The following is a 15,138-nucleotide window of genomic DNA, read 5'->3' on the forward strand; positions in this document are numbered from 1 at the left end:
CGGGCGCGCAGCCCGAGCTTCCAGGGTACTAAACGTTCGCGCCTTCCGATCCGTTCCCTGGGAGGCGGCCGGGAGCTCGCAGACCGGCCGCTCGGAGGAGAGCGCCGGCCTTCACTCGCACCTCTTCGAGCTCCTCCTCCGGCACCGAGAGCGCGGTGATGCCGCCTCCCGCACCGATCGTCACGGTGCCGCCGCGGAACCGGAGGCTGCGGATCACCATGGCGAGGTCGGCGGAGCCGTCGGCCGCGAGCACGCCGAAGCAGCCGGCGTAGACGCCGCGGGGGCCGTCTTCGAGGCCGGCGAGGATGCGCATCGCCGAGAGCTTCGGCGCGCCCGTCATCGAGCCGGCCGGGAACGCGGCCGCCAGCGCGTCCACCGCGGTGAGGCCGGGCAGCAGCCTCCCCTCGACCGTGCTCACGAGCTGATGCACCTGCGCGTAGCTCTCGACCTCCAGGAGGTGGCGGACGCTCACAGTGCCGGTGACGCTCACCCGACCGAGGTCGTTGCGCATCAGGTCGACGATCATGACGTTCTCGGCCTGCTCCTTCTCGCTGGCCTCCAGCTCGGCGCGGAGGCGGAGGTCGTCGGCGAGGGTCGAGCCGCGCGGCCGCGTGCCCTTGATGGGCTTGGTGCGCACGGCGCCGTCGGCGGTGACGAGCAGGAACTGCTCGGGCGAGGAGCTGACCAGAGTCTCTCCGGCGATCCGGAGGAAGCCGGCGTGATGGGAGGGGCTGGCGCGGCGCAGGCGGAGGTGCACGGCCAGGGGGTCGGCGTCGGTGCGGGCCGTCGCCGTGTTGGTGAGGCAGAGCTGGTAGGCGTCGCCCGCGCGGATGGCCTCCTGGCACGCGACGATCATGGCGAGGTAGGCGGCGTCGTCGTGGCGCCACGACACCGGGACGGACTCGTGCGGTCCGATGACGGGGTGGGCTCGTCCGTAGGCTTCGGCTGCTCCTGCGGACGCGTCGAGTGCGGCGGCCGCCTGCGCGAGCCAGGTGCCGCCGTCCGTCGCGTCGACGAGGGTGACCGTGCCGTCGGCGTGATCGAAGGCGATCAGCCGGTCGATGAGGAGGAATGCCGCATCCGCCCCGTCGCCGGCGCGAACTGGGACGCCCAGCGGCACGGCCCCGGCCTCGTAGCCGAGCCAGCCGGTCCAGCCGAGAGGGAAGCCCGCGGTGTCCTCGCCCGGGGCGGTGCGTTCCCGCAGCAGGTCGAGGATGTCGCCCTCTCGAGTGGATGGCCCGTCGGTGACGGTCCGGGCCGCCACCGACGCCGTGATGACGCGCGAACCCGTGCCGAGGAAGCTGCGCCCGCTCTCGGCGCCCGGTCCGGCGTCCAGCCAGACCGCGTCGCGCCCGTCGTCGCCGAACAGCGCGACGAAAGCGTCGGCCGGGTCGACGGCGACGTCGAGCCGGTGCGTGCGGGGCGGGAGGAGCACGGTGACCAGTCTGCACTAGCCCGCTGCCTCGCCCGCACCGGCCTCGCCCGCCCTCTGCATTAGCCTGGGCGGATGGAAGCGACGGCCACCCTCTTCGACTGGGCCGCGGGCGCGCTCGCCGTGCGCGACGACTGCGACGTCGTGGAGACCGAGCTGCTGGCCGCCGACTCGTTCCTCGTGGCCTCGGGCCGGGCGCTCGCGCTCCCGCTGCACCGCGAGCGGTTCGCCGAGACCGCGGCGCTCCAGGGATTCCGCGATCGAGCCTCCCTCGACGCGTTCTGGGAGGCCGGCATCGCGCTGCTCCCCGACGACGGCCGCTGGTTCCCGCGGTTCGAGCTCGTGAGCGCCCGGGAGGCGCTGCGGCTCCGCTTCCGGCTGCGGACGGCTCCCCCGCCCGGAACCGACCTGGTGGTCGCGACCGCGGCGACGGACCCGCGGCAGGCTCCGCATCTCAAAGGTCCGGACATCGACCGCCTCAACGCGCTCCGTCAGCGTGCGCAGCGCGACGGCGCTCAGGAGGCCGTGCTGCTCGACGAGGGCCGGGTCTCCGACGGGACGACCACGGCATTGCTCTGGTGGCGCGGGGAGGTTCTCTGCGCCCCGCCGTTCGTACTCGCGCGGGTGGACAGCGTCTCGGCGCGGACGGCGCGCGGCATCGCCGCGGCGCTGGGCGTCCCCGTCGAGGAGGAGGCCGCGCGGCCCTCCGAGCTCGAAGGAGTGACACTCTGGGCGGTCAATGCTCTGCACGGCATCCGCGACGTCACCGTCTGGGTCGACGGCCCCGCGCTCGGTCACGACCCCGCGCGCACCGCCGCGTGGCGTGCGCGGTTCGGCGCGCTCTCGCGTCCGCTGCGCTGACCTAGGCGACCAGCGTGCCGGCCTCCAGGCGGAGGCGGCGCGTGACGAGGTCGTCGGGCACGTCCGTGTGGGAGATCAGCAGCACAGTGCGTCCATCGTCGGCCGCCGTGCGGAGGATGTCGCTCACGATCCGCTCGGCGACGGCGGAGTCCACGTTGGCCGTCGGCTCGTCCACGACGAGCACCCGGAAGTCGGCCAGGAGCGCCCGAGCGAGCGCGATGCGCTGAGCCTGGCCTCCCGAGACGAGGGCGCCGCGTTCGCCGACGGGCGTGCCCAGGCCGCCTCGCGAGCGCGTCCACTCCCCCAGGCCCACGCGATCGAGCACCGCCAGCAGCCCGTCATCGGTCGCGGTGTCGCGCGCGAAGAGCAGGTTCTGGCGCAGGTCGGAGTCGAACAGGTACGGCTGTTGCTCCACCAGCCCGACGACGCGGCGCACGTCGTCCTGGCGGGCGGCGCGGACGTCGGTGCCGTCGATCGTGTACGACCCGTCGAGGTCGAGGAACCGGGTCAGCACGTGCGCCAGCGCGGTCTTCCCCGCCCCGGTCGAGCCGGTGAGCACCACCCGCTCGCCCGCGCGCAGGTCGAGAGCGACGTCGTTGAGCACCGGCGACGAGGAGCCGGGCCAGTGCGCCAGCGAGACTCGCAGCCGGAGGTCGGGCACGCCCTCCACCGAGAGCGCCCCCGCATCCGCGACGTCGACCGGAACCCCGGCCGGAACCGTCGCCGGAACCGTGTCGGCGATCCGCTCGGCGCTCGCTCGGACGCGCCGCCACGCGCCGAACGCCAGCGGCAGCGTCCCGAACACCTCGAAGACCGCGAGCGGGAGGAGGGCCACGACGGCGAGCGCCGGACCGTCGATACGGCCCTCCTGAAGAGCAGGGATGCCTCCCGCGAGGGCGAGCAGCGTCGCCCCGCCGGCGAGCACCGACACCGCACCGGCGGTCAGACCGAGGCCGGCAGCGCGCGCGCGCATCGCCGCGGTCAGCTGCGCGCTCGCCGAGCGGACGCGCTCTGCGGCCGCCGCCAGGCCGTCGAAGGCGATCAGCACGTCGAGGTTCGTCACCAGGTCGTTCACTGCGGCCGACACCTCGGCGCGCAGCGGCGCGACCCTCCGCTCGGAGGCTCCCGCGGCCCACCGGTTCACCAGCGTCCCGACGACGAACGCGACGGCGAGCGTCACCAGCAGCGCGATCCCGGCCGCGGGGAGCAGGAGGAACGCCGCGACGACGCTGGCCAGCACGACGATCCCGCCGGACACCAGGGGCTGCACCACGCGCAACGCGAAATCGGGCAGTTCGTCGACGTCGTCCGCCAGCCGCGTCAGAAGCTGGCCGCCGCGCGCGCTCCCGTCGCGGCGGCCGTCCGCGTCGTGCCGCGCGCCGATGCCGTCGGGCCCGAGCGGCACCAGGCGTGCGAACAGGTCCGACCGGATGGTGCCGAGGCGCCCGAACGCGGCGTCGTGCCCGGCGAGGCGCTCCACGTAGCGGAAGAACGCGCGTCCGAGTGCGAAGGCGCGCACGCCGACCACGGCCATCGAGATGTACATGAGCGCGGGCTGCTCGGCCGCGCGGGTGATGAGCCAGGCCGACACCCCGAGCAGAGCGACGGCGCACGCCCCGCTCAGCGTTCCGAACGCGATCGCCACCCAGAGTCGGCGCGCCGGAGGCAGGGCCAGCCGGAGGATGCGTCGCGTCTGCTTCTGCTCCTCGCGTGTCTGCTCCTCCCAGGACCGGGTCCGTTCAGCGAACGACATGGGACAGCACCCCCGTCTCCAGGATCTCGTCGGCGGCCGCCACGACGGCCTCCCGGTGGCTGACGACGAGCACGGCCACACCGCTCTCGGCGACCCTGCGCAGGGAGGCCAGCAGCTGCGCCTCGGTCGCCGTGTCGAGGGCGGAGGTCGGCTCGTCCAGGATGAGCACCGGACATCCCCGCGAGCGCTGCCGGTAGAGAGCGCGGGCCACGGCGACCCGCTGCGCCTGCCCGCCGGAGAGCCCCGCGCCGCCGGCGCCCACGACCAGGTCCGGCGAGATCTCGGTCGCCGCCGCCGCAGCCAGTGCCTCCGTGATACCGCGCGCCGACGGCTCGGGGTCGCCGAGCGCCACGTTCTCGCCGACCGTGCCCGCGAGCAGGCCCGGCCGCTGGCCCGCCCACGCGATCGCGTCGCGACGCCCGGCGGCGTCCTCCCGGCCGCCCGCGGCGATCCTTCCCCCATGTACCACGAAGCTGAGGGCCGCCGCGATCAGGCTCGACTTTCCCGCCCCGCTCGGCGCGCTCAGCACGGCCAGCGTGCCGAGCGGCACCTCCGCCGTGAACGCCGACACGACCTCCCGACCCTCGTACACGACGCCGACGCCGTCGAACACGAGCCCGGAGGCGTTCGCGCCGGCGACCGCGGGTTCCGTCGGCACGTCGCCCGCCGCGTCGAGCACCTCGAACGCGTCGGCGGCCGCCTGAATGCCCTCGGTAGCGGCGTGGTACGCCGCGCCCACGTTCCGCAGCGGAAGGAACGCCTCGGGCGCCAGCAGGAGGACGAAGAGCCCCACCGACAGGTCGAGCGAGCCGCCGAGCAGCCTCAGCCCGATCGCCACGGCGATGAGCGCGACCGACAGGCTGGCGGCGAGCTCCAGCACGAAACCGGAGAGGAAGGACATCCGCAGGACCTTCATCGTGCGCGTGCGGTACTCCTCGCTCACCTCGCGGATGTGCGCCTCCTGCCGGTGCTGCCTCCCGAACAGCGTGAGCGTCGGCAGGCCGGCGACGACGTCGAGGAAGCCCTTCGACAGCGTCGCGAGCGCAGTCCACTGCCGCTTCTGGGCCGCCTGAGTCGCCCAGCCGACCAGGACCATGAAAAGCGGGATGAGCGGCAGGGTCACCACGAGGATGATCCCGCTGGTCAGGTCTTGCCAGCCGATCACCAGCACGAGCAGGGGCATGGCCACAGCAGTGGCGATCAGCTGAGGGAGGTAGCGGGCGAAGTAGCCGTCGAGGGCGTCCATCCCGCGTCCCGCGACGAGGGTCAGCTCCGCGCTGCCGCGGCCCGCGAGCCCGCGAGGGCCGAGCCGGCCGAACGCGTCCACGAGTTGCGAGCGCAGCTGACCGACGACCGTCGCCCCGCCCCGCGCGGCAACCGCCTCCGCGAGCCACAGCAGCGCCCCGCGTCCGATCACCACGAGCACGAGCCCGGCGAGCAGGCCGCTCAGCTCGGTGAACGGATCGCCCGCGATCGCGCGCACCACCAGCTGCGTGACGAGCCAGGCGAACGCGACCACGGCGGCGGTCTGAGCCAGGGTGACGAGCGCACCCGCCGCCAGCGTCGGCCGGGTGGCCGACGCGTAGCGGAGCAGGCGGGGATCGAGCGGGCGCATGTCAGACGGCTGCCGGCTCGGGTTCGGGGTGGTCGTCAGGGATGTGGGCGCGGGTCACTCGCTTGCGGAAGACCCAGTAGGTGAAGCCCTGGTAGAGCAGGATCAGCGGGAGGAAGATCACCGCGACCCAGGTCATGATCGTCAGCGTCGTCTCCGAGCTGGATGCGTTCGCGATGGTCAGGCTGTTCTCCGGGTTCGGGACCGACGGCATCACATCCGGGAACAGCGCGCTGAACAGGGCTGCCACGGCGAGCGCGATCGTCGCCGCCATGAATCCGAACGACCAGCCTTCGGCGCCGCGCAGGTTCAGGATCCAGGAGGTCACCAGCGCCACGGCCGCGACCAGTGCGAGCACCAGGAGCACGACCGAGAAGTGGGCGATCACGGTCCACGCGAGGAACGCAGCGGCGACGACGATCGCGAGCACGCCGGAGCGGGTCGCGAGCCTCCGTGCCCGGAGGCGGATGTCGCCCTCGGTCTTGAGCGAGACGAAAACAGCTCCGTGCGTGAAGAACAGCAGCAGCGTGGTGAGGCCGCCCAGGAGGGCGTAGCCGTTCAGGAGGTCGAACAGCGTCCCCGTGTAGTCGTGGTGCGCGTCCAGCGCGACGCCCTGCACGATGTTGGCGAAGGCGACTCCCCAGAGGAAGGCCGGCACAGCCGAGCCGATCACGATCATGGCGTCGAACCGGCGCTTCCACTGCGACTCCGGCCGCTGGTGCCGGTATTCGAACGAGACCCCGCGCAGGATGAGCGCGATCAGGATGAGCAGCAGCGCGAGGTAGAAGCCGCTGAACAGCGTGGCATACCACTCGGGGAAGGCGGCGAACAGCGCGGCGCCCGCGACGATCAGCCAGGTCTCGTTGAGGTCCCAGACCGGGCCGATCGTGTTGATGAGGACGCGCCGGTCGGTCTCGTCCCTGCCGAGGAACAGCAGGGACATCCCCACGCCGAAATCGAAGCCGTCGAGCACGAAGTAGCCGATGAAGAAGAAACCGATGATGCCGAACCAGAGAACTGCGAGATCCATTGCCGTCTCCTCCTAGTAGACCGTCGCGACCGGGACGTGCTTGCCCTCCTCGTCGAGGTGTTCCTCGACGGGGGCCGGTCCCTTCTGCGCCGCGCGCTTGATGAGCTTGAACTCGACGACCGCGAGGGTGCCGTAGACCGCAGTGAACGCCAGCAGCGAGATCAGGACTTCGAGTCCGGTGGTCCCGGGCGAGACGCCGTCTTGCGTCTTCATCAGGCTGAAGACGATCCAGGGCTGCCTGCCCATCTCGGTGAAGATCCAGCCCACGATCATGGCGGCGAGCGACAGCGGGAACGCCCAGATCGCGACCTTCCACATCCACGCCCACGGTGGGGTTCGTCCCTTGCGGGTGAACCAGAGGCCGACGACGGCGACGAGCACGTGCAGGAGGCCGAGGCCGATCATCCAGCGGAACGCCCAGTAGGTGACCCAGATGATCGGTGTGTAGTCACCGGGCCCGAACAGTTGCACGTACTGCGCCTGGAGGTCGTTGATGCCCTCCACCGTGCCGTCGAGCGTGTGCGTCGACAGGAACGACAGCAGGTAGGGCACGCGGATCGAGAACAGCTCGTGGACGCCGTCCGGTGTGCCCAGGGTGAAGATCGAGAACGACGCGTCGGCGCCCGTCGAGGTCTTGTAGAGCGCCTCGGCGGCGGCCATCTTCATCGGCTGCGTCTCGACCATGGCGAGGCCGAGCTGGTCGCCGCTGATCACGCTGCCGAGGCCGGCGACGACCATCATCCAGAGCCCGAACTTGAGGGCGGGGCGCATGGTCTCGAGGTTGCGGTTGCGTGAGAGGTGCCAGGCCGCGACCGCGATGATGAGGCCCGCGGAGACCATGAAGCAGCCGAAGATCGTGTGCGGGAACGCCGCCAGCGCCACCTTGTTCGTCAGCACCGCCCAGAGGTCGGTCAGCTCGGCGCGTCCGCGGGCGGGGTCGAGCTTGTAGCCGACCGGGTTCTGCATGAACGCGTTGGCGGCGAGGATGAAGTAGGCCGAGAGGATCGAGCCGACGGCGACGATCCAGATGCAGGCCAGGTGGATGCCGCGCGGCAGCTTGTCCCAGCCGAAGATCCAGAGACCGATGAACGTCGCCTCCAGGAAGAAGGCGAGCAACCCCTCCAGCGCGAGCGGCGCCCCGAAGATGTCGCCGACGAAGCGCGAATAGTTCGACCAGTTCATGCCGAACTGGAACTCCTGCACGATGCCGGTGACGACGCCCATCGCGAAGTTGATCAGGAACAGCTTGCCGAAGAAGTGCGTGAGCTGGAGGTAGTGGACCTTTCCGCTGCGGTACCAGACGGTCTGGAAGATCGCCACGACCGTCACCAGGCCGATGGTGAGCGGGACGAAGAGGAAGTGATAGATGGTCGTGAGTCCGAACTGCCAGCGCGCCAGCAGCAGCGGATCGAGGATCTCGTTCACGCAGCCCACCCTTCCGGTCAAGTTCTACAGCCTGTAGAACTGCTACTTCTACAGAGTGTAGAACATTCACAGGCACTTCGCGCTACTCTGGAGACGTGGCCAATCTCGGAGAACTCGAACGAGCGGTGATGGACGCCCTCTGGTCGGGCGCCTCCCCCATCACCGCAGGCGAACTGCGCGACAAGCTAGCGGCCTCCCGCACCGACGGCAAGACCCCGGCGCTCACCACCGTGCTCACCGTGCTCTCCCGCCTAGAGCAGAAGGGCTTCGTCGACCGCGACCGCGACGCCCGCCCCCACATCTACTTCGCGACCCTCACGCGCGCCGGCCACGTGGCCGACCTGATGCGCGAAGTGCTCGACACCTCCTCCGACCGCACGGAAGCGCTCGCCTACTTCGTGGGCTCCGTCGACGAGTCCGAGGCGCAGATGCTGCGCCGGCTACTCGACGCCCGCAGCTGACCGGGATGCCCGTCGACTCGACCGCCGTCGTGCTCGGCGTGCTCGCGCTGGCCCTCGCCTGGCCGGTCCCGCTCCTCCTCGCGCGCGCGAAGTGGCCCGCCGCCGCCCCGGTGCTCGCCCTCGCACTCTGGCAGTCGATCGCCCTTGCCGGAGGCATCTCGATGATCGGCTCGCTCCTGCTGGCCGGACTCGAGCCGTTCGGGCACGATCTGGCGAGCCGCGTCTCGGGCGCCGCCGCGACTCTCTTCTCCGGCCCCTTGCCTCCGGACGTCTCGCTGCTGCACACGTTCTTCCTCAGCGCGGCGGTGCTGCTGACCGCACACCTCCTGCTGAACCTCGCGCTGACCTCCGTGCGCAGCCGGCGCCAGCGACACAGGCACATGGAGCTGCTGCGCCTCCTCAGCTCGCCGCTGCCCGACGAGCCCGCCACCCGGATCATCGACCACCCGGCCCCGGCGGCGTACTGCCTCCCGGGCGCGCGCAGCGTCACCGTTCTCTCCGAAGGCATGATCGAGCTTCTCAGCCCCGACGAGCTGGAGGCCGTGATCGCCCACGAGCGGGCCCACCTGCGCCAGAAGCACCACCTGCTGCTCGACGCCTTCCGTTCGTGGAAGCGTGCGCTCCCGTGGTTCCCGATCGCCACACGCGCGCAGGACGCGGTCGCGCTGCTCGTGGAGATGCTCGCCGACGACACTGCGCGGCACGCCTCCGGTGACGCGGTGCTGGCCGACGCCATCCGCATCGTCGACTCGACCGGATCGGCCGGCACGGCCCTCGGCGCACCGAAGGACCCGCGCACCCCGGAGCAGCGCCGCACGGCCCTGATCGCGCGCGAAGCGCGCCTCACCGCCGACCACCGCACGGTGGGGACCGGCGTACGCCTGCTGGTCGTCGTCGCGATCGTGCTGCTGGTGATCGTGCCGCCGGTGCTCGTCCTCACCAGCTGATCAGCGGCGTCCCACTAGCCTTGACCCATGCCGGAGAAGCGTGGATACGCCAAGGGAATCGCCAAACGTGAGGAGATCCTCGCGCGTGCCCTGGAGGTGTTCGCCGACAAGGGCTACCGCAAGGCATCCCTGCGGGAGATCGCCGACTCGGTCGGTCTCAGCCAGGCCGGCCTCCTGCACCACTTCTCCTCGAAGGAGGAACTGTTCGCCGAGGTGCTGCGCAAGCGCGACGAGGTCGACTCCGCCGGCGGCGACCTCGCCTCCGACTGGACGGGCGCCTTCGACGGGCTCGTCGGCATCGTGCGTCACAACGCCGAAGTCCCCGGGCTGGTGCAGCTGTACGCCACCATCTCCGCCGAGGCGGCTGACCCGGAGCACCCGGGTCACGACTACTTCGTCTCACGCTACGAGCAGATCGTCGGAGGCCTCGAGCAGTACCTCCGCGCCGAACAGGAGGCCGGACGCGTCCGCCCTGAGGCCGACCCGCGCACCCTCGCCCGCCTCGCCGTCGCCGTCGCCGACGGGATGCAGGTGCAGTGGATGCTCGACCCGAGCGCAGACATGGCCGACGCCATCGAGGCCTACTGGTCGCTGATCCGGTCGGCCCCGAGGCCGTGAACGACGCGCTGACCTGGATCCTCGACCTCGTCCAATCGGTCGACCCGGTCCTGCGCACCCTCCTCGCGGGCGTGGGGATCCTGCTGGAGACCTCGATCCTCATCGGGCTGATCGTGCCGGGCGACACGATCGTGCTCGTCGCGTCGACCGCCGTCGGGAGCCCGGTGGAGTACGCCGCGCTCGTGATCGCGGTCATCGTCGGCGCCCTCTGCGGCGAGTCGATCGGCTTCGCGCTCGGCCGCTACTTCGGGCCGCGCATCCGCGGGAGCCGGCTCGGCCGGAGGCTCGGCCCGCAGAACTTCGACCGCGCGGAGGCCTATCTCGCCAAGCGCGGCGGCATCGCCGTGTTCCTCTCCCGCTTCCTGCCGGTGCTGCACTCGCTCATCCCGCTGACGGTCGGAATGAGCCCGATGCGGTACAAGACGTTCATGGCGTGGACCGCACCCGCCTGCGTGATCTGGGCCTTCGCGTATGTCAGCGTCGGCGCGCTCGCCGCCGGCAGCTACCGCGAACTCTCGCGGGAGCTGCACTGGGCCGGCTATGTCTTCGTCGCCGTCATCGCGCTGTTCATCGGGGTGGTGTTCGTGGTGAAGAAGGTCCTCCAGAAGCGGGAGGCCGCACACATGGATGCGGCGGCCCGGTCGCCCGAGCCGCCGCACGCGGAGTAGCAGGGAGGCTCAGCCTCCCGCGCACCCTACTTCTTGATCGGGTGCTCCTGGAGCCACTTCTTCGCCACAGCGTCGGGCTGGGTCTTGCTGGCGCCCTGGTTCTCGCTGTTCATGGTGATGAGGTCGTCCGTGGTCAGCTCGGCCGAGACCTTGTTGAGCACCGACTTGACGGTGTCGGAGGCCTTCTTGGTGTTGATCAGCGGCAGGATGTTCTGCGCGGCGATCAGGTTCTTCGGGTCCTTCAGCACGACGAAACCGTTGTCTTTGATGGCCGGGGTCGTCGTGTAGATGTCGGCCAACTGCACGTCGCCGTTCTTGAGGGCGGTGACGGTGAGTGGGCCGCCCGAGTCACTGATCGGCTTGAGCGTCGCCGTCACGCCGTACGACGACTTGAGCCCGGGGATGCCGTAGGGGCGGGTGGCGAACTCGGGGTTCGCGCCCACCGTCAGCGGCACCGTGACCTTCTTGAGGTCTTCGAGGCTCGTGACGCTGTACTTGTCGGAGAACTCCTTGGTGACGTTGTAGGCGTCGGCGTCTTCCGCCTTGGCCTGGTCGAGCACCTCGAAGCCCTTCGGCAGGGCGTCGTTGAGGGCGGCGTAGACGTCGTCACTGGAGCTCGCGGTGCTGTTCTTGTCGTAGAACTGCAGCAGGTTGCCCGAGTACTCCGGGATGAGGTCGATCGAGCCGTCCTGAAGCGCCTTGAGGTAGACGTCGCGCTGGCCGATACTCGGCTTGTAGTTGACCTTGACGCCGTTGGCGGCCAGGGCCTGGCCGTAGATCTGCATCAGGATCTCCGACTCGCCGAACGCGGCGGAACCGATGGTGACACTGTCGCTGGACGAGGAACTTCCGCTGGTGCTGAACGCGCCGCCTCCACCGGACGAGCACGCGCTGAGGGCCAGGAGCGCCCCCGCCGCGAGCACGCCGGCCGCGATGCGGCCCTTCTTGGATCCGAACATGTGATTCTCTCTCTTCTGTGTGCGATGGGTCTGTGTGAGCAGGTCTGTGGAGCCGGAAGGCGAACCGGGGGGTCAGGGAACGGGCTGCCGCCCGGGGACGGTTATTCCGAACGCGCGCCAGGGGTCCTTCGCCCGATCGGCGCGGACCTTGCCGGCCGCGACGCCGCGTGGCACGACCAGCCGCTGCGTGAGCGCGAACAGGCCGTCGACGACGAGCGCCAGAACGACCACGATGATCGACCCGCCCAGCATCTCGGGATAGTTCTGAACGGCCAGCCCGTCGAACAGGAACCGGCCGAGGCCGCCGACCGGCAGAATGGCCGCGACCGTCCAGGTCGCGATGACCTGCAGCGCGCCCGAGCGGAGTCCGCCGAGCACGAGCGGGAGCGACAGCGGAAGCTCGACCTTGGCGAAGATCTGCCACTCGGTCATCCCGATCGCGCGCGCGGCGTCGATCGTGCTCCGGTTCACCGACTCCAGGCCGGAGTATGCGCCGGCCAGCAGCGGCGGAACGGCCAGGATCGTGAGCGCGATCAGAGGAGGCACGATCGAGATGTTCGCCATGATCAGCGCGAGGTAGACCACGAGGCCCAGTGTCGGCAGCGCGCGCAGCGCACCGGAGAGGCCCACCGCGAGTCCGCGCAGCCTCCCGGTGTGACCGATCAGGAAGCCGATCGGCAGGGCGATGATGCTCGCGATCAGCAGCGTGAGCAGCGTGTACACGATGTGCTCGCCCGTGCGCGCAGGGATACCGCCAGGTCCCGCCCAGTTGACGGGGTCGAAGAGCCACTGGAAGGCGGCGAAGAAGTCGGTCATGCGCCGGTCACCGCCTTCATCGCCGCCGAACGCCGCAGGCGTCCGGTGCGTCGGTCGAGCCGCGACCAGGGCAGCAGCAGTCGCCCGAGCACCACGAGCACGAGGTCGAACACCAGCGCGACGACCATGATGAGGATGATGCCGACGGCGACCTCCTCCGGGTAGTAGCGGTTGAGGCCGTCGGTGAAGAGCTGCCCGAGGTTCGGCACGCCCAGCAGGGCGCCGACGCTCACGAGGCTGACCGTCGAGACCGACACCACGCGCAGGCCGGCGAGCAGCACCGGTCCGGCGAGGGGCAGCTCGACCGCCCAGAACCTCCGCCAGCCCGAGAACCCGATCGCCGTCGCGGACTGCACGACGTCACCGGGCACCGACGCGAGGGCGTCCGCCGTCGTGCGCACCATCAGCGCCACGGCGTAGACGCTCAGGGCGATGACCACGTTCGCCGGATCGAGGATCTTCGTGCCGATCAGCGCGGGCATCGCGAAGAACAGCGGCAGCGACGGGATCGCGTAGAGGATGCCGCCGATCGTGAGCAGCACCGGACGGCTCACCCGGTAGCGGTTGGCCACCCATCCGATGGGCAGCGACACCAGGAACCCGACCACGATGGGGATGGCGCTCAACCACACGTGGGAGATCGTGAGATTCCAGACCAGGCCGAGATTCGACCACAGGAAGTTCACTGCGGAAGCCGTGGAGGGGCGCCACCCTGCGTTACGGCGTCCGCACCACCCGCAACGGACACCGTCGCGGCCTTTGAATCTTCGGATGAGGAGTGCTCGGCAGTGAGGACACCCGCAGTGCGTCCCTCGCTGTCGACGAGAACCGACCCGGTTGGGGTCTGCTCGATGTGGAGTGCGCGCTTGCCGCGGTCGGCGCCCACGAAGGACGCGACGAAGTCATCGGCGGGCGAGGCGAGAATCTCTGCCGGCGTGCCCTTCTGGGCCACGATGCCGCCCTTGCGGAAGATGACGACCTGGTCGCCGAGCCGGAAGGCCTCGTCGATGTCGTGCGTCACGAACAGCACGGTCTTGCCGAGCTCGCGCTGCAGCCGCAGCAACTCGTTCTGGAGGTCGTCGCGCACGATCGGGTCGACCGCACCGAACGGCTCGTCCATCAACAGGATGTTCGGGTCGACCGCGAGGCCGCGGGCGACGCCGACGCGCTGCTGCTGACCTCCCGAGAGCTGGCTGGGGTACTTGTCGGCGAGCGATCGTTCGAGCCCGACCGTGTCCATGAGCTCGAGGGCCCGTTCGTGGGCGGCCTTCTTCTTCACTCCGGTGAGGAGCGGCACCGTCGCGATGTTGTCGACGACCTTGCGGTGCGGCAGCAGCCCGGAGTTCTGCATCACATAGCCGATGCGGCGGCGGAGGTGCACGGGCTTGAGCGTCTGCACGTCCTCGCCGTCGATCGACACGGTGCCGCTGGTCGGATCGACCATGCGATTGACCATGCGGAGGATCGTCGTCTTGCCGCTGCCCGACGACCCCACCAGGACGGTGATCTGATGTGACGGGATGACGAGGGAGAAGTCGTCGACCGCGACGGTACCGTCGGGGAACCGCTTCGTCACCGAGCGGAACTCGATCATCGGCCCTCGATTCGGGGTAGGTACGGCGCTTGCGCCCGGGGCTGCGGGCTGGTCACGATATTCAGGGCCATCGTTCCTACCCAAACAGCGTTTTCATCAATTCGCAATGAATTGAGTCGGTTTGTGGCAGAAACCCGGTCACCATGTGACAACCCTGTCGGGTACCACCGACATTCCCCATTCCCGATTCCTGGCACGGGCCGGAGGGCGTCAGCCCTTCGGGTCGTACCGCCGCTCCAGGTACTCGCGCGCCACGATGCGCGCCTCGTCGATGTAGCGCGCGTCGCCCATCGGGTCGTCGAGGAAGGCGCGGTTGATGAGGCCGTCCATGATCTCGACGACGATCTCCAGGCGGAACGCCAGGTCTTCACCCGCGGGCAGTCCGAACTCCTCCGAGAGGATGGACGCGAACTGGGAGGCGAAGGACGCGTTGCGCTCGATCTCCTCCTCGCCCGGCAGCCCCGACCGCTCGGCGTCGGTGAAGCGGATGATCCGGAATCCCGGCTCGGTGCGGAACATCGCGACGAACGCGTCGATCGCGCACTCCACGGCGTTCCACCAGTGCTCGGGGCTCTCGGTGTGGATGGCCTCGACCACGGAGTGCCGGTAGCGCAGCAGTGCGCGGTCGCGCAGAGCCTGGAGCAGCACGATGCGGTCGGGGAAGTACCGGTAGACCGTGCCGATGGAGGCGCCGGCGCGTTCGGCCACCATCGCGGTGGTCAGCCGGTCGAATCCGATCTCGTCGACCACCTCCGCAGCGGCGTCGAGGAGGGCGTCGATCCGAGCGGCGCTGCGCTCCTGGATCGGCTCCGTACGCACGAGCGGCGCTCCGACGGTGTTCTGCGCGGCGACCAGGTCGTTGATGGGCACGAGGGCGACTCCTTCTTTCTGTGTTCCACGATACGCGTGCGGGTCCCCAGCCCGGCGTCGGATTCTTTACCGACGCTCACTTCGGATCATAT

Annotated in this window: 15 protein-coding genes; 5 read left to right on the plus strand and 10 right to left on the minus strand. The window is 70.2% G+C overall.

Translation table 11 applies throughout. The features are described from left to right. Positions 1-28 precede the first annotated feature (28 nt). On the minus strand, positions 29-1,435 hold the full coding sequence (locus AC0HS0_RS17890; RefSeq protein WP_472965493.1) for an anthranilate synthase component I family protein: 1,407 nt from the start codon (positions 1,433-1,435) through the stop codon (positions 29-31). Positions 1,436-1,507: 72 nt separating this feature from the next. Between AC0HS0_RS17890 and AC0HS0_RS17895 the strand changes: the two genes are divergently transcribed. Next, entirely contained in the window at positions 1,508-2,293 is a 786-nt protein-coding gene (locus AC0HS0_RS17895) for an aminotransferase class IV (protein ID WP_472965494.1), read from the plus strand. A gap of 1 nt (position 2,294) precedes the next feature. Here the strand turns inward: AC0HS0_RS17895 and cydC are convergent, their stop codons facing one another. Genes cydC through AC0HS0_RS17915 form a run of 4 tightly spaced genes read right to left on the minus strand, consistent with a single transcriptional unit; the run spans position 2,295 to position 8,113 of the window. Continuing rightward, positions 2,295-4,046, minus strand: a complete 1,752-nt coding sequence (cydC, locus tag AC0HS0_RS17900) for a thiol reductant ABC exporter subunit CydC (RefSeq protein WP_472965495.1) — start codon at positions 4,044-4,046, stop codon at positions 2,295-2,297. Further along, complete coding sequence (cydD, locus tag AC0HS0_RS17905; protein WP_472965496.1) at positions 4,033-5,661, minus strand: thiol reductant ABC exporter subunit CydD; 1,629 nt, start codon at positions 5,659-5,661, stop codon at positions 4,033-4,035. Before cydD ends, cydC begins: the two co-directional genes overlap by 14 nt. 1 nt (position 5,662) lies before the next feature. Next, positions 5,663-6,688: a cytochrome d ubiquinol oxidase subunit II gene (gene cydB / locus AC0HS0_RS17910; RefSeq protein ID WP_472965497.1), complete on the minus strand. Its 1,026-nt coding sequence runs from the start codon at positions 6,686-6,688 to the stop codon at positions 5,663-5,665. A gap of 12 nt (positions 6,689-6,700) precedes the next feature. Further along, positions 6,701-8,113, minus strand: coding sequence for a cytochrome ubiquinol oxidase subunit I (locus tag AC0HS0_RS17915; RefSeq protein WP_472965498.1), 1,413 nt, complete (start codon positions 8,111-8,113; stop codon positions 6,701-6,703). Between the two features lie 95 nt (positions 8,114-8,208). Between AC0HS0_RS17915 and AC0HS0_RS17920 the strand changes: the two genes are divergently transcribed. Genes AC0HS0_RS17920 through AC0HS0_RS17935 form a run of 4 tightly spaced genes read left to right on the plus strand, consistent with a single transcriptional unit; the run spans position 8,209 to position 10,807 of the window. After that, positions 8,209-8,574 carry a BlaI/MecI/CopY family transcriptional regulator gene (locus AC0HS0_RS17920; protein WP_472965499.1) on the plus strand — a complete coding sequence of 122 codons (366 nt, stop codon included), beginning with the start codon at positions 8,209-8,211 and terminating at the stop codon, positions 8,572-8,574. A 5-nt stretch (positions 8,575-8,579) separates the two neighbouring features. Next, positions 8,580-9,521: a M56 family metallopeptidase gene (locus AC0HS0_RS17925; protein ID WP_472965500.1), complete on the plus strand. Its 942-nt coding sequence runs from the start codon at positions 8,580-8,582 to the stop codon at positions 9,519-9,521. A 27-nt stretch (positions 9,522-9,548) separates the two neighbouring features. Continuing rightward, entirely contained in the window at positions 9,549-10,139 is a 591-nt protein-coding gene (locus tag AC0HS0_RS17930) for a TetR/AcrR family transcriptional regulator (RefSeq protein ID WP_472965501.1), read from the plus strand. Continuing rightward, entirely contained in the window at positions 10,136-10,807 is a 672-nt protein-coding gene (locus tag AC0HS0_RS17935; protein ID WP_472965502.1) for a DedA family protein, read from the plus strand. The genes AC0HS0_RS17930 and AC0HS0_RS17935 overlap by 4 nt, the downstream gene beginning before the upstream one ends. A 26-nt stretch (positions 10,808-10,833) precedes the next feature. Here AC0HS0_RS17935 and AC0HS0_RS17940 read toward each other — a convergent pair whose 3' ends face one another. The 5 genes from AC0HS0_RS17940 to AC0HS0_RS17960 form a co-directional block, all read right to left on the minus strand. Further along, complete coding sequence (locus AC0HS0_RS17940; RefSeq protein WP_472965503.1) at positions 10,834-11,766, minus strand: ABC transporter substrate-binding protein; 933 nt, start codon at positions 11,764-11,766, stop codon at positions 10,834-10,836. Positions 11,767-11,838: 72 nt separating this feature from the next. After that, a complete protein-coding gene (locus tag AC0HS0_RS17945) occupies positions 11,839-12,582 on the minus strand; it encodes an ABC transporter permease (protein WP_472965504.1) in 744 nt (247 codons plus the stop codon). Further along, positions 12,579-13,268 carry an ABC transporter permease gene (locus AC0HS0_RS17950; protein WP_472965505.1) on the minus strand — a complete coding sequence of 230 codons (690 nt, stop codon included), beginning with the start codon at positions 13,266-13,268 and terminating at the stop codon, positions 12,579-12,581. The genes AC0HS0_RS17945 and AC0HS0_RS17950 overlap by 4 nt, the downstream gene beginning before the upstream one ends. Beyond that, positions 13,265-14,176, minus strand: coding sequence for an ABC transporter ATP-binding protein (locus AC0HS0_RS17955; RefSeq protein ID WP_472965506.1), 912 nt, complete (start codon positions 14,174-14,176; stop codon positions 13,265-13,267). Before AC0HS0_RS17955 ends, AC0HS0_RS17950 begins: the two co-directional genes overlap by 4 nt. A gap of 210 nt (positions 14,177-14,386) precedes the next feature. Further along, a complete protein-coding gene (locus tag AC0HS0_RS17960) occupies positions 14,387-15,046 on the minus strand; it encodes a TetR/AcrR family transcriptional regulator (protein ID WP_472965507.1) in 660 nt (219 codons plus the stop codon). Positions 15,047-15,138 lie beyond the last annotated feature (92 nt).

It is taken from the genome of Leifsonia sp. PARNA 1/14, from assembly GCF_055720965.1.

Bases quoted from the DNA above. Each gene is read 5' to 3' on its own strand.
- AC0HS0_RS17895 (WP_472965494.1), top strand. From the start codon at position 1,508: ATGGAAGCGACGGCCACCCTCTTCGACTGGGCCGCGGGCGCGCTCGCC.
- cydC (WP_472965495.1), bottom strand. From the start codon at position 4,046: ATGTCGTTCGCTGAACGGACCCGGTCCTGGGAGGAGCAGACACGCGAG.
- cydD (WP_472965496.1), bottom strand. From the start codon at position 5,661: ATGCGCCCGCTCGATCCCCGCCTGCTCCGCTACGCGTCGGCCACCCGG.
- cydB (WP_472965497.1), bottom strand. From the start codon at position 6,688: ATGGATCTCGCAGTTCTCTGGTTCGGCATCATCGGTTTCTTCTTCATC.
- AC0HS0_RS17925 (WP_472965500.1), top strand. From the start codon at position 8,580: ATGCCCGTCGACTCGACCGCCGTCGTGCTCGGCGTGCTCGCGCTGGCC.
- AC0HS0_RS17930 (WP_472965501.1), top strand. From the start codon at position 9,549: ATGCCGGAGAAGCGTGGATACGCCAAGGGAATCGCCAAACGTGAGGAG.
- AC0HS0_RS17940 (WP_472965503.1), bottom strand. From the start codon at position 11,766: ATGTTCGGATCCAAGAAGGGCCGCATCGCGGCCGGCGTGCTCGCGGCG.
- AC0HS0_RS17945 (WP_472965504.1), bottom strand. From the start codon at position 12,582: ATGACCGACTTCTTCGCCGCCTTCCAGTGGCTCTTCGACCCCGTCAAC.
- AC0HS0_RS17955 (WP_472965506.1), bottom strand. From the start codon at position 14,176: ATGATCGAGTTCCGCTCGGTGACGAAGCGGTTCCCCGACGGTACCGTC.